Annotated in this window: 11 protein-coding genes and 1 pseudogene; 10 read left to right on the forward strand and 2 right to left on the reverse strand. The window is 69.4% G+C overall.

Going from position 1 to position 12,346, the window contains the following annotated elements:
* Window positions 1–25 precede the first annotated feature (25 nt).
* Window positions 26–328: pseudogene (locus tag AB0F17_RS39375) on the forward strand (amidohydrolase family protein); the annotation flags it as partial.
* A 106-nt stretch (window positions 329–434) separates the two neighbouring features.
* The gene (locus tag AB0F17_RS39380) at window positions 435–1,376 is read left to right on the forward strand and encodes a sigma-70 family RNA polymerase sigma factor (protein ID WP_358033742.1); all 942 of its coding nucleotides are present in this window, start codon (window positions 435–437) and stop codon (window positions 1,374–1,376) included.
* Between the two features lie 78 nt (window positions 1,377–1,454).
* On the opposite strand, the gene AB0F17_RS39385 is transcribed toward AB0F17_RS39380, so the two are convergent.
* A complete protein-coding gene (locus AB0F17_RS39385; RefSeq protein WP_358033744.1) occupies window positions 1,455–2,024 on the reverse strand; it encodes a TetR/AcrR family transcriptional regulator in 570 nt (189 codons plus the stop codon).
* Window positions 2,025–2,108: 84 nt separating this feature from the next.
* Here AB0F17_RS39385 and AB0F17_RS39390 point away from each other — a divergent pair, with 84 nt between their 5' ends.
* Window positions 2,109–2,906, forward strand: a complete 798-nt coding sequence (locus tag AB0F17_RS39390) for an alpha/beta hydrolase (protein WP_358033747.1) — start codon at window positions 2,109–2,111, stop codon at window positions 2,904–2,906.
* 39 nt (window positions 2,907–2,945) lie between these two features.
* Here the strand turns inward: AB0F17_RS39390 and AB0F17_RS39395 are convergent, their stop codons facing one another.
* Window positions 2,946–3,860 carry an iron-siderophore ABC transporter substrate-binding protein gene (locus tag AB0F17_RS39395; protein ID WP_358033750.1) on the reverse strand — a complete coding sequence of 305 codons (915 nt, stop codon included), beginning with the start codon at window positions 3,858–3,860 and terminating at the stop codon, window positions 2,946–2,948.
* A gap of 188 nt (window positions 3,861–4,048) precedes the next feature.
* Here AB0F17_RS39395 and AB0F17_RS39400 point away from each other — a divergent pair, with 188 nt between their 5' ends.
* The 7 genes from AB0F17_RS39400 to AB0F17_RS39430 all read left to right on the forward strand — a co-directional run bounded on the left by AB0F17_RS39400 (window position 4,049) and on the right by AB0F17_RS39430 (window position 12,345).
* On the forward strand, window positions 4,049–5,362 hold the full coding sequence (locus AB0F17_RS39400; protein WP_358033753.1) for an ammonium transporter: 1,314 nt from the start codon (window positions 4,049–4,051) through the stop codon (window positions 5,360–5,362).
* Window positions 5,359–5,697 carry a P-II family nitrogen regulator gene (locus AB0F17_RS39405; protein ID WP_184756141.1) on the forward strand — a complete coding sequence of 113 codons (339 nt, stop codon included), beginning with the start codon at window positions 5,359–5,361 and terminating at the stop codon, window positions 5,695–5,697. The genes AB0F17_RS39400 and AB0F17_RS39405 overlap by 4 nt, the downstream gene beginning before the upstream one ends.
* Window positions 5,694–7,919, forward strand: a complete 2,226-nt coding sequence (locus AB0F17_RS39410; RefSeq protein WP_358033756.1) for a [protein-PII] uridylyltransferase — start codon at window positions 5,694–5,696, stop codon at window positions 7,917–7,919. The genes AB0F17_RS39405 and AB0F17_RS39410 overlap by 4 nt, the downstream gene beginning before the upstream one ends.
* A gap of 132 nt (window positions 7,920–8,051) precedes the next feature.
* Window positions 8,052–10,949 (forward strand): nitrate- and nitrite sensing domain-containing protein, encoded by a 2,898-nt coding sequence (locus AB0F17_RS39415; protein WP_358033759.1) that lies wholly within the window; start codon window positions 8,052–8,054, stop codon window positions 10,947–10,949.
* Between the two features lie 25 nt (window positions 10,950–10,974).
* Window positions 10,975–11,397 (forward strand): roadblock/LC7 domain-containing protein, encoded by a 423-nt coding sequence (locus AB0F17_RS39420; protein ID WP_214641598.1) that lies wholly within the window; start codon window positions 10,975–10,977, stop codon window positions 11,395–11,397.
* 26 nt (window positions 11,398–11,423) lie between these two features.
* The gene (locus AB0F17_RS39425) at window positions 11,424–11,786 is read left to right on the forward strand and encodes a DUF742 domain-containing protein (RefSeq protein ID WP_358033761.1); all 363 of its coding nucleotides are present in this window, start codon (window positions 11,424–11,426) and stop codon (window positions 11,784–11,786) included.
* A complete protein-coding gene (locus AB0F17_RS39430) occupies window positions 11,767–12,345 on the forward strand; it encodes an ATP/GTP-binding protein (RefSeq protein WP_214641596.1) in 579 nt (192 codons plus the stop codon). Before AB0F17_RS39425 ends, AB0F17_RS39430 begins: the two co-directional genes overlap by 20 nt.
* Window position 12,346: the final 1 nt, after the last annotated feature.

Below are 12,346 nucleotides of genomic sequence, written 5' to 3' on the forward strand. Positions count from 1 at the left end.
CACTGTGCTGTTCGACGGGATCAAGCTGCTCGACGCGGGGGCGGTCGTCGCGCTGGCCACCGACTGCAATCCCGGGTCGTCGTACACCTCGTCGATGGCGTTCTGCGTGGCGCTGGCCGTACGGGAGATGGGCATGACGCCGCTGGAGGCGGTCAGGGCCGCGACGCGTGGTGGGGCCCGCGCGCTGCGGCGTACAGACGTAGGATGGCTGAGGCCGGGAGCCCGCGCGGACCTCGTCGTGCTGGACGCCCCTTCTTACGTGCATCTGGCCTATCGACCCGGTGTTCCCCTTGTTCACCAGGTGTTTCTCGGCGGTCTCCTCCTTTAGGAGGACATCCAGAACCGTCCCCTGGTCGTAGCTCTTTAGGGAATCTTTGCATCTGGCCGGACGTTGGCCGGATATAGAACGCAGCTGCGGAACGAGGTGCCTGGGGATGGCAAGGCCTACGGGGAGTCGCACGCAGGAGCAGCACGTCGCTGATCGCGATCTGCTGGGGACCTACCTGGCGGAAATCGGGCGGGTCCCGCTGCTCACGGCGGAGGAAGAGGTGGAGCTCGCCAAGCGCATCGAGGCGGGCCTCTTCGCCGAGCAGCTGCTCGACAGCGGGGGCTCGGAGCCGCGCATCGGCGACGCCGCCGATGAGGAGCTGGAGCGCGTCGCGATCTCCGGCCGGCGGGCGAAAGACGAGTTCATCCAGGCGAACCTGCGCCTGGTGGTAGCGGTGGCGCGCAAGTATTCGGGGCGCGGCATGCCACTGATCGACCTGGTCCAGGAGGGGAACCTGGGCCTGGTGCGCGCGGTGGAGAAGTTCGACTACAAGCGGGGGTACAAGTTCTCGACATACGCCACATGGTGGATCAGGCAGTCGGTGGGCCGGGCCATCCACGAGCAGGCGCGGCCGGTGCGGCTGCCCACGCACGCGGGTGAGCAGATGACCAGGCTGATGCGGGTGCGCAGGGACATGCTGGCGGAGTTCGACGTCGAGCCGACCGACGACGACCTCGCCGGGATCCTCGAGCTCCCGATCGAGCGGGTCCGCGAACTGCGCCGCTGGGCGTCCGACCCGGTGTCGCTGCAGCTCGGCGTGGGCGACGAGGACGAGACCGAGCTGGGCGACATGATCGCCGACGAGACCTGGGCCGATCCGGAGCAGCAGGCGATCGACATCCTGGAGCGCGAACGGCTCGACCAGTGGCTGACCGATCTCGAGGGGGACACCCGGGACATGCTGCGCTGGCGGTATGGGCTGGTGGACGGCCGCGAGCACACGCTCACTGAGGTGGGGGAGCGGTACGGCATCGGCCGCGACCGCGCCCGCCGCATCGAGCGCGACGCGCTTGCTCGTCTCCGCAAGATGGCCACCGCGGCGGCTTAACCACCATTTTGTTTTACGGCGGAGCACGGTGGGCGCCCCCCACCGTGCTCCGCTGGCGTCTGTCCAGGGGCGCGCTCCCTACGGGCGTCGCAGGAGGCGTCGTAGGAATTCCTCCACCGCTGCCTCCGCCGTTTCTCGGTTGCCGCCTCTGGCGACCAGCAGGGCGCTCTCGTTGATGGCGGCGAGGAGCATGTGGGCGTGCAGGTCCAGGAAGGCGGCGGGGATCGCGTCCGTGGCCTGTAGCGCGGACTTCAGCATGCCGAACGAGTAGCGCTCCTCCAGCGCCCGCCACTGCTCCCAGCCCAGCACCGAGGGCGCGTCGATCAGCACGATGCGCTGGATCACCGGATCGCCCGCGAGCCTGACCCAGGCCAGCACGCCCGCCCGGAGCGCCTCGGCGGGGTCGGTGATGCCCACGACCGCTTCGACGATCTTCACGCCGATGGCCGCCTCCGTCGCTTCCAGAACCGCTCTGAACAGGGCTTCCTTGCCCGCGTAGTGGTGGTAGAGAGCGCCCCTGCTGAGGCCGGACTCCTGGAGTACCGCCTCGATCGAGGTGCCCTCGTAGCCGTGCTCGGCGAACAGCCGCGTGGCGATCGTGAGGAGCTGGTCGCGGGTGGCCGCGCCGCGTTCCGCCTTGAGGTTCATGGCACCACTCTAGACAAACCGACAGTCAGTCGGTAATTTCGTATACCGACAGTCGGTTTGTAATCTGGAAGAAGGAGTCAGGCCATGGACGGCATCAGCTACGTGGACGTCGGCGAGGGGCCCGTCGCCCTGTTCGTGCACGGCGTCGGCACCAGTTCGTACCTGTGGCGGAACGTCATCGCCGAGCTGCGCGACGAGCGCAGATGCGTGGCGATCGACCTGCCTCTGCACGGCGGCAGCGCGCCGCGCGACGATCTCTCGATCCCCGCGCTGGCCGAGGCGCTAGAGGAGTTCTGCGCCGAGCTCGGCCTGGACCAGGTCGATCTCGTGGCCAACGACACGGGTGGCGCGGTGGCGCAGGTCTTCGCCGTGCGGCACCCGGAACGGCTGCGCTCGCTCACACTCACCAACTGCGACGTGCACACCAACACGCCGCCGGAGTCGTTCAAGCCCACGGTCGACCTGGCGGCCAGGGGCGAGCTCGCGCCGCTGACCGCCGCCGTGCTGGATCAGCCGGAGCTGCTGGCCCAGACGGCGTTCGGCGACGGCTACGAGCGCATCGACGACCCGGCGGACCTGGTCGACCACTTCCTGCGGCCGATCTTCGACAAGCCCGGCGGGCCGCGCGCCTTCGAGCGGCTGCTGACCTCGATCGACGCCAAGGACATGGTCGCGATCGAGCCGCTGCTCACCGTGCTGGCCGTGCCGACGCTGGTGGTGTGGGGGACCGGCGACGTCTTCTTCGACGTGAGCTGGGCCCACTGGCTGCGCGACACGATCCCCGGCGTCAAGGAGGTCGTGGAGATCGAGGGCGGGCGGCTGTTCTTCCCCGATGAGCGGGCGAGCGAGCTCGTGCCGCACTTGCGCCGGTTCTGGGGCTGATCAGCCCAAGCGGTTCCGGGGCTGATCGGAGGGGGCTGGTCAGGCGAGCGGGGCCAGGTATTTGTCCAGGTCGTCGAGGATTCCGCCCGCGGCGGTGACGCCGATGCCGAGCATCCAGACCTCGTCGTCCACGTTGTGGGCGTTGCCCGACTTGACGGCCCCGAGGTTCTTCCAGAGCGGGCCGCCGGTGACCGACGCCTGGCTCTTGGCCGCCGCGTCGCCGTAGGCGGTGTAGAAGACGGCGTCGGCGTCGGCCTGGGCGATGTTCTCCTGGCTCAGCTTGCCGAAGCGCTTGTCCTGCTGGGTGGCGAGCTGCTGCGCCTCCGGTCGCGGGATGCCGGCGTCGCCGACCACGATGCCGCTGAACGACTCGGGACCGTACATCCGGATCTCCGTCGGCATGAAGCGGACGATGCTCACCTTCAGCTTCGCGTACTTGGCGCCGACCTGCTTGGCCCGCGTCTCGTAGGCCGACAGCAGCCCGGTCGCCTGCTCCTTCTTGCCCAGGGCCTCGGCGTCGAGCAGGAAGTTCTGCTTCCAGGTGACGCCCACCTTCTCCGTGAACACGGTCGGGGCGATCTTGCTGAGCTTGTCGTAGAAGGCCGCCTGCCGGAACTTCGTGCCGAGGATGAGGTCCGGCTTGAGCGCCATGATGGCCTCGATGTTCGGCTGCTGGGTCGTGCCCACCGCCTTGGTCGCCGACAGCGCCGTGCCGAGGTACTTCGGCCACGACTGGCTCTCGGTCGCCTGGGCCGCGCCCACGGGGGCCAGGCCCAGCGAGACCATCGTGTCGAGCTTGTCGGTGTCGAGGACCACGACCCGCTTCGGCTCCATCGGCACCTTCGTCTGGCCCATGGCGTGTGTGACGGTCCTGGTCGGCCCCGCCTGCTGGGCAGTGGTGGCAGTGCCACAGGCGGTCAGTACGAGAAGGGGGAGCAGGAGGGCCAGGCGCATGAAGATTCCTTGGATAGATTAGGTAAGGCGACCCTAAGTCTATGACCGAATGTTCGGAGCTTGTCGTCCGAAACATGCACGAAACACCAGTAGGTCGAGATTCACGAACGTGAAACACACCTGGTCGAGCCACGAAACTCCGGGCGAACACGCTGTGGCCACACGTCACATGTAAGGAGGGTCGCGTCGTGAAGATCGATAGCGGCACGACAGCCTGGATGCTAGCGGCCACCGCACTGGTGCTGCTCATGACACCAGGACTCGCGTTCTTCTACGGGGGCATGACCAGGGCCAAGAGCGTCCTGAACATGATGATGATGTCGTTCGTCAGCATCATCACCGTCACCATCGCCTGGGTGCTCTTCGGGCACTCGCTGGCGTTCACCGACAACAGCATGTCCTGGCTGAACAACTTCGTCGGTGGTTTCGACGCCCTGGGGCTGCAGAGCCTGGTCGACACGGCCACCAAGCCCGACGGCACCGGCATGCCCAGCCTGGTGTTCTCGGCCTTCCAGATGACGTTCGCCATCATCACCGTCGCGCTGATCAGCGGCGCCATCGCCGACCGCGCCAAGTTCGGCGCCTGGGTGCTGTTCAGCTTCATCTGGGCGAGCATCGTCTACTTCCCCATCGCCCACTGGGTGTGGGGCACCGGCTGGCTGAACGCCCTGGGCATCGAGGACTTCGCCGGAGGCACGGTCGTCCACATCAACGCCGGTGCCGCGGCGCTGGCGCTGGCCCTGGTGCTGGGCAAGCGCAAGGGCTGGCGCAAGGAGCCGATGCGGCCGCACAACCTGACACTGGTGCTGCTCGGTGTGGGCCTCCTGTGGTTCGGCTGGTTCGGCTTCAACGCGGGCTCCGAGCTGGCGGTCGACGGCACGGCCGGCCTGGCGTTCATGAACACCCAGATCGCCACCGCCGTCGCGGCCGGCGCCTGGATCGTGGTGGAGAAGCTGCGCGACGGCCACGCCACCAGCCTCGGCGTCGCCTCCGGTGCGGTCGCCGGTCTGGTCGCCATCACCCCGGCCTGTGGGTTCATCGACCCCTGGGCCGCGATGCTGCTCGGCCTGATCGCCGGTGCGGTCTGCGCCTACGCGGTCGGCCTGAAGTACCGCTTCAACTTCGACGACTCGCTCGACGTGGTCGGCGTGCACCTGGTCGGCGGCGTGATCGGCGCCGTCTCGCTCGGCTTCCTGGCCGCGTACCCCTTCCTGGAGCAGCAGAACAAGGGCCTGTTCTACGGCGGTGGCCTCACTCAGCTCGGCCTCCAGGTGCTGGGCCCGATCGCCGTCGGCGGCTACTCCTTCATCATCACCTGGGTCGTCGCTAAGATCATCGACAAGACGATGGGCTTCCGCATCCCGGTCGAGGACGAGGTCACCGGCATCGACGTCACCACCCACGCCGAGACGGGTTACGACCTCGGCACAGTCCACGCTTCCGGCGTGTCCTCCCCGAACGGCCCAGTCGTCACCCCGGCCCCCAAGAAGGTGGAAGCATGAGGCTCATCACCGCCGTCATCAAACCGTTCAAACTGGACGACGTGAAGGCGGCCCTCGAACAGTTCGGCGTCAAGGGCATGACGGTCAGCGAGGCGAGCGGCTACGGCCGCCAGCGCGGCCACACCGAGGTCTATCGCGGCGCCGAGTACCAAGTGGACCTCGTCCCCAAGGTGCGCCTCGAGGTGCTGACCGAGGAGGAGGACGCCGAGGACGTGATCGATGTCATCGTCAAGGCGGCCCAGACAGGCAAGATCGGTGACGGCAAGGTGTGGTCCGTCCCGGTCGACACGGTGATCCGGGTCCGCACCGGAGAACGGGGTCCAGAGGCCCTGTGAGGGGTGAGGCTCGTACGTACTCCGCGGCCCGCAAAGAGCGGGCCGCGGACACCGATCGCTGGCTCAAAGACCTCTTCCGCACGGCGAGTGACGGCGAGCACGTCGCGCTGGTCGCCGTGGGGAGCCTGGGGCGCGGAGAGCTGGCCCCTGGAAGCGACCTCGACCTGGTCCTCCTGCACAACGGCAGGGACGACGTGGCGAGGATCGCCGACCGCATCTGGTACCCGGTCTGGGACTCCGCCATCGGCCTCGACCATTCGGTGCGAACCGTGGACGAGGCCGTGGCGGTCGCCCGCGACGACCTCAAGGCCGTGCTGGGCCTCATCCAGGCCAGGCACATAGCGGGCGATCCCGAGCTGACGAAGAAGGCCAGGGAGGCGGTGCTCGCCGAGTGGCGCGCCGACTCCCGCCGCCGGCTCGGCGAGCTGCGCGAGTCGGCGGACCGGCGCGCCCAGGTCAGCGGCGAGCTGGCCTTCCTGCTCGAACCCGACCTCAAGGACGGCCGCGGCGGCCTTCGCGACGTCCAAGCCATGCAGGCCGTGGCAGCGGCCTGGGTCGCCTCCGCGCCCGGTCCCCGGGCGCGTGAGGCCTATGAGTTCATCCTCGACGTACGGCACGCCCTGCACGTCGTCACCGCGCGCGGCGCCGACAGGCTGGTGCTCCAGGAGCAGGACGCCGTCGCCGGGCTGCTCGGGCTGCTCGACGCCGAGGCGCTGATGCGCAGGCTCGCCGAGGCGGGCCGGACGATCTCCCACGCCTTCGACGCCACGTGGCGCACGGTTGACAGACTCCTGTCGGGACCGGCTCCACGGGGGCGCCGCCCGCTGGCCGACGGCGTGGTCGAGCACGGTGGTGAAGTGGTGCTCGCCCGTGGCGTCGACCCGCGCAAGGACCCGGTCCTGGTGCTGCGTGCCGCCGCCGCGGCGGCCGACTCGGGGTTGCCCCTCGCCCCCGCCACCATGTCCGTTCTGGCCGCTCAGTCGCCTCCGATGCCGGTGCCGTGGCCCGAGGAGGCCCGTGACGCGCTGGTGTCCATCCTCGGCGCGGGCCGCGCCGCCGTGCCCGTCTGGGAGGAGCTCGACCAGGCGGGCATTCTTGTCAAGCTGCTTCCTGACTGGGAGCGCGTGCGACACCGCCCGCAGCGCAACCCGATCCACCGGTTCACCGTCGACCGGCACCTGATCGAGGCGGCCGCGAACGCCGCCAGCCACACCCGCGAGGTGTCCCGCCCCGACCTGCTGCTGATCTCGGCGCTGTTCCACGACATCGGCAAGGGCTGGCCCGGAGACCACTCGGCCACCGGCGAGGTCGTGGTCCGCGACATCGGGGCCCGCATCGGCCTGCCCCCGCACGATGTCGACACGCTGGCCACGGTCGTCCGTCACCATCTGCTGCTGCCCGAGACCGCGACCCGCAGAGACCTCGACGATCCGGTCACGATCGAGAAGGTCGCCGCCACGGTCGGGTCGCGTGAGGTGCTCGACCTGCTCGCCGCGCTGGCCGTCTCCGACGGGCACGCCACCGGTCCGGCCGCCTGGAACGCCTGGAAGGCCGGGCTCGTCGCCGACCTCGTGCGCCGCGTCCGCTCCGTGCTGTCCGGCTCACCGCCGCCCAAGCCGCCCAGCCTGTCGGCCGCGCAGGCCGCGCTGGCCCGCCACGGCGGCGGCGCCGTTCGCGTCGTCGGCGGAGCCGTCACGGTCGTCGCCCCCGACCGGGCCGGGTTGCTGTGGAGCGCCGCCGGCGTGCTGGCCGCGCACCGGCTGATCGTCCGCTCCGCCTCGTCCGCCGCCGCCGGCTCCACCGCGGTGATCGAGTTCTCCGTCGTCCCCGAATACGGCTCCCCGCCGGACCCCGCCACCCTGGAAGCCGATCTTCGTCTGGTCCTTGCTGGACGCCTTGACATCGAACAGCGTCTGGCCCGCCGTACGAGGTCTATGAGGCCCGCTCGTGTTCCTGTCGCTCCGCCCCGTGTGACCTTGGTAGACGATGCCTCCGCGACCGCCACTGTGGTCGAAGTCAGGGCCCATGACAGACCGGGACTCCTGTGGCGCATTGGACGGGCATTCGGCGAATGTGGTCTTGACGTGAGGGCCGCTCGCGTGGAGACTCTCGGCGCGGAGGCGGTGGACGTCTTCTACGTGGTCGATCGTGCCGGACGGCCCCTCAGCGACGGTGCGCAGCGGACCCAGGTCCGTGATCAAGTGCTTGCGGCACTTCGATAACCAACAGCACACACGAGCTGCGGGTATGTTTGCAGCTATGTGCCCGTTTTGCCTGGAAGTCGGGTGCTCTTTACCTTATGAACCGGCCTGGACCCGCCGACGGATCGGGATGATTGAGGGGTAGCGGAAGCAGTGACTACGGGGAACTCCGAGAGCGGCCACGCCGCGAGGCAGGGCCGCGGAAAGCGGGCGCTGCCCCGGCTGGGGCTGCGCAACTGGCGAGTGAGATGGCGCCTCACCGCGCTGGTCCTGGTTCCTACCATGGCGGGAGTCGTGCTCGGGGGAGCGCGCGTGGTGAGCTCGGTGCAGAGCATCGGGGACTACGACCGCACGGCACTGGCCGCGGAGCAGGCCGGCCGGATCCGCGACCTGGTACAGGCACTCGGCCTGGAGCGTGACACCGGAGGCTGGATGGCCGCCTCCGCCAAGGTGCGCAAGAAGCTCACCGAGCCGTACAAGGAGCGCAAGCAGCGGGTCGACGCGCTGGTCAAGGCCGTGCAGGCCGACATGGCGGTGATGGACGAGTCCTACGGCGACCGCGTGCTCAACGCGGTCAAGCGGGCCCGCTACGACTTCAACGTCCTGAACAGGACCCGCAACGAGGGCCAGAGGGACACCACCCGCTACGACTCGCTGCTCGACACGCTGCTCCGGCTGCACGACGAGCTGAGCCTGCTCAGCGACGACTCGCAGATCATCGGCCAGTTCCGCGCGCTGAGCGCGCTGGCGCGCGCGAAGGAGGAGGTGTCCAGGCAGCGCGTTCAGCTGCTCAAGGGCTACTACAACTCCGCCAGCGTGGACGCCAAGGAGGTGGAGCGATTCATCGCCTCCAACGCCCGGCAGCGCTCCGAGGTCGCGGCCGTCGGCCAGGAGGCCGGGCCCGTCGTGGGCCTCGCGCTGGCCAAGGCGATGACGGCGCCCGAGTATTTCAACACCGAGCTGACCAAGGCCCGCGCCATCACGCTCGCCGCCGGCAAGGCACCGGGCGTGCGGATCAGGGACAACCTGCTCGCCCAGACGGACCCCGCCAAGCCGGCACCGGACCAGTGGTTCGACGACAACGCCGTCACCATCGACATCCTGCACTCGATCGAGGGCGATCTGAGCCAGAAGGTGGCGCTGCGCAGCCAGGAGCTCCGCGACTCCGAGACCCGAAACGCGATCATCGCCGCTGTGTTGATCATAGCGCTACTGCTGCTCGTCTTGCTCTTCACCGTCGCAATCGCCCGCTCGATGGTGGCGCCGCTGCGCCGGCTGCGTGCCGAGGCCCTGGAGATCGCCGGGTTCCGGCTGCCCGACGTGGTGCGCAAGCTGCGCGTCACCGGTGACGCGCCCGCCGACATCCGCCCGATCGAGGTCGAGGGCGACGACGAGATCGGCGACGTGGCCAGGGCCTTCGACCAGGTGCACCGCCAGGCCGTACGGCTGGCGGGCGAGGAGGCCGACCTCCGCAGCAACATCAGCTCGATGTTCGTCAACCTTTCGCGCCGCACCCAGACGCTGGTGGAGCGGCAGATCTCGCTCATCGACGGCCTGGAGAAGGGCGAGCAGGACGGCGGCCGGCTGGCCGACCTGTTCAAGCTCGACCACCTGGCCACCCGCATGCGGCGCAACTCCGAGAACCTCCTGGTCCTGGCCGGGCACGAGGCCGCCCGCAGGCGCAGCCAGCCGGCCAAGCTGGTCGACGTGGTCCGCGCGGCGCTGTCGGAGGTCGAGGGCTACGAGCGCGTGCAGGTCAAGGTGCACCGGACCACCTCGGTGCTCGGCAGCGCGGCCAACGACCTGGTCCACCTGGTGGCCGAGCTGGTCGAGAACGCCATCCAGTTCTCGCCGAACAACTCCAACGTCGTGGTGTCGAGCAGCCTCATCGAAGGCGGCGGCGCGCTGCTGTCGGTGAACGACGTCGGCATCAGCATGACCGAGGACGAGCTCGCCGAGGCCAACCGCCGGCTGGCCGAGCCGCCGGTCGTGGACGTGTCGGTGTCCCGGCGGATGGGCCTGTTCGTGGTCGGCCGGCTGGCGCTGCGCCACGGCATCCGGGTCCAGCTCCGCAAGGGCGACGGCGCCGGGCTGATCGCCATGGTGCTGCTGCCGCCGTCGCTGATCCCCGACGGCAACCGGTCGCAACCGCCCCAGCGGCCCGCCTACGGGGGCCCGCCCCCGAACGGCATGCCTCCGAACGGGATGCCCGCGAACGGTGCGCCGCCCGCCACGCCGCCCAACGGCGTTCCCGCGCCGAACGGGACGTTCCGCTCGTTCGCCACCTTCGACTCCTTCGACGCCGGCTCCGGGCCGTCTCAGCCCTTCACCGCCGACACGGACGGCGGCGCCCACCGGCCGTCCTTCGACTCGGGCGGCTACCCGTCGTACCCGAACCAGGCCCCGTCGTACCCCGACCCGGGACAGGCGGCGCAGCCGCCCGGCCGGACGCAGCCGGGGCACCGGGCGCCGAGGTACCCGACCCAGCCCCCGTCGTACCCGAGCCAGGAACGCACCGGCGCCTTCCCCTCCTTCCCCGGGCCCGTCGGTCCCGGGTCGGATGGTGCCTTCCAGACGCCTTACACCACAGGTGAGGTGCGCCGGCCGGAGTCGCCGCCGTCGGTGGACGTCTCGCCCATGGAGCCCGGTCAGGAGGAGTTCCTGCCGATCTTCGCCGCCGTGGAATCCGCCTGGTTCCGCAGGGCGCCGGAAGAGCAGCCGGGGGAATCTTCGAGCCGGGATGAGTCAACCCCCTCACAAGCCGTACTCTCTGGGGAGGAATCGTGGCGAAACGCCGCTGACGCCGGTTGGCGGGCGGCGGCGGCCGCCGCGAGCGATCCCAGCCTTGGGGGCACCACGTCCTCAGGGCTACCCAAGCGCACTCCCAAGGCGAACCTGGTTCCTGGCACGGCCGGCCCACCGCAGCAATCGCAGCGGCAGGCCCCGATGCCGCCGGTCTCCGCCGACCGGGCGCGCAGCAGGTTGGCCAACTTCCAGCAGGGAGTACGGCGGGGTCGTGCGGAAGTACGTGGACAGGAGGAACAACAGTGATTGAGCGTCCTGCCGGGGAGGGCGAGTGACCACCCTTAGCCATGAAGCCCACAGGTTCGACTGGCTGATCACCGACTTCGTGCGGAACACGCCCGGAGTCGCGCATGCCGTCGTCGTCTCCGCCGACGGCCTCTGCCTGGCCAGTTCCGAGGGCTTCCCACCCGACCGCGCCGACCAGCTGGCGGCGGTGTCCGCGGGCCTGCTGAGCCTGACCGTGGGCGCGTCCAGGGTGTTCGAGGGCGGCTCGGTGTCGCAGACCGTCGTCGAGATGCAGCGCGGGCTGCTCGTCGTGATGGCGATCAGCGACGGCTCCGTGCTCACGGTGCTGGCCGGGATCGACTGCGACATGGGACTGGTGGCGTACCAGATGACGCTGCTGGTCGACAGGGCGGGCCAGGCGCTGACGCCGGCCCTGCGCGCGGAACTGCAGGCGGCCAGGACGCGGTGATGCAATGGAACTGATGGGGGAGGGCCGTGTACGGCATTGACGGAACCGGGGACGATGAGCCCCTGTTCCGTCCGTACGCGGTGACCGGCGGTCGTTCAGAGCCGCGCTACCACCTTGCGATGGAGACGCTGATCTCGTCGATGTCCATACCGGATGACGAGATGTCCATGCTCACTCCCGAGCAAGAGGCCATCATGCAACTCTGTCGCACGTTCCGGTCGGTCGCCGAGATCTCGGCCCTGCTCCGTGTCCCGCTGGGCGTGGCCCGAGTGCTCGTGGCGGACATGTCCGACGAAGGGCTTGTCCGCCTGCACCAGCCACGTCTCAGCGAGGGACAGCCAGACCTCAATATGCTCGAAAGGGTGCTCAGTGGACTTCGCAGGCTCTAGCCCCGGCCTCACGTCGACGAAGATCGTCGTCGCGGGCGGGTTCGGCGTCGGCAAAACGACGTTCGTGGGGGCGGTGTCCGAGATCCTGCCGCTCACCACGGAAGCGGTCATGACCGACGCGTCCGCGGGCATCGACGACCTCGGCATGACGCCGAACAAGCAGACGACGACCGTGGCCATGGACTTCGGGCGCGTGTCGCTCGACCGTGACCTGATTCTCTACCTGTTCGGCACGCCCGGACAGCACCGGTTCTGGTTCATGTGGGACGACCTGGTGCGCGGCGCGATCGGCGCCGTGGTGCTGCTCGACACGCGGCGGCTGGCCGACAGCTTCCCCGCGATCGACTACTTCGAAGAGGCCAAACTGCCGTTCGTGGTCGGCATCAACGGCTGGGACGGTCAGTTCCAGCACTCGGACGACGAGGTGCGCGAAGCGCTGGCGCTCTCGTCGAACGTGCCGATCGTGCGTACCGACGCGCGGCACCGCGAATCGGTGAAGGGGACGCTGATCTCGCTCGTGGAGCACGTCGTACGCCTGCGTGCGGCGCCCGTCTCCTAGC

Source organism: Nonomuraea sp. NPDC026600 (assembly GCF_040638335.1).
Classification (GTDB): Bacteria; Actinomycetota; Actinomycetes; order Streptosporangiales; family Streptosporangiaceae; genus Nonomuraea.

Coding starts and splice junctions, on each gene's coding strand:
- AB0F17_RS39385 (WP_358033744.1), bottom strand. CDS start 2,024: ATGAACCTCAAGGCGGAACGCGGCGCGGCCACCCGCGACCAGCTCCTC.
- AB0F17_RS39390 (WP_358033747.1), top strand. CDS start 2,109: ATGGACGGCATCAGCTACGTGGACGTCGGCGAGGGGCCCGTCGCCCTG.
- AB0F17_RS39405 (WP_184756141.1), top strand. CDS start 5,359: ATGAGGCTCATCACCGCCGTCATCAAACCGTTCAAACTGGACGACGTG.
- AB0F17_RS39380 (WP_358033742.1), top strand. CDS start 435: ATGGCAAGGCCTACGGGGAGTCGCACGCAGGAGCAGCACGTCGCTGAT.
- AB0F17_RS39395 (WP_358033750.1), bottom strand. CDS start 3,860: ATGCGCCTGGCCCTCCTGCTCCCCCTTCTCGTACTGACCGCCTGTGGC.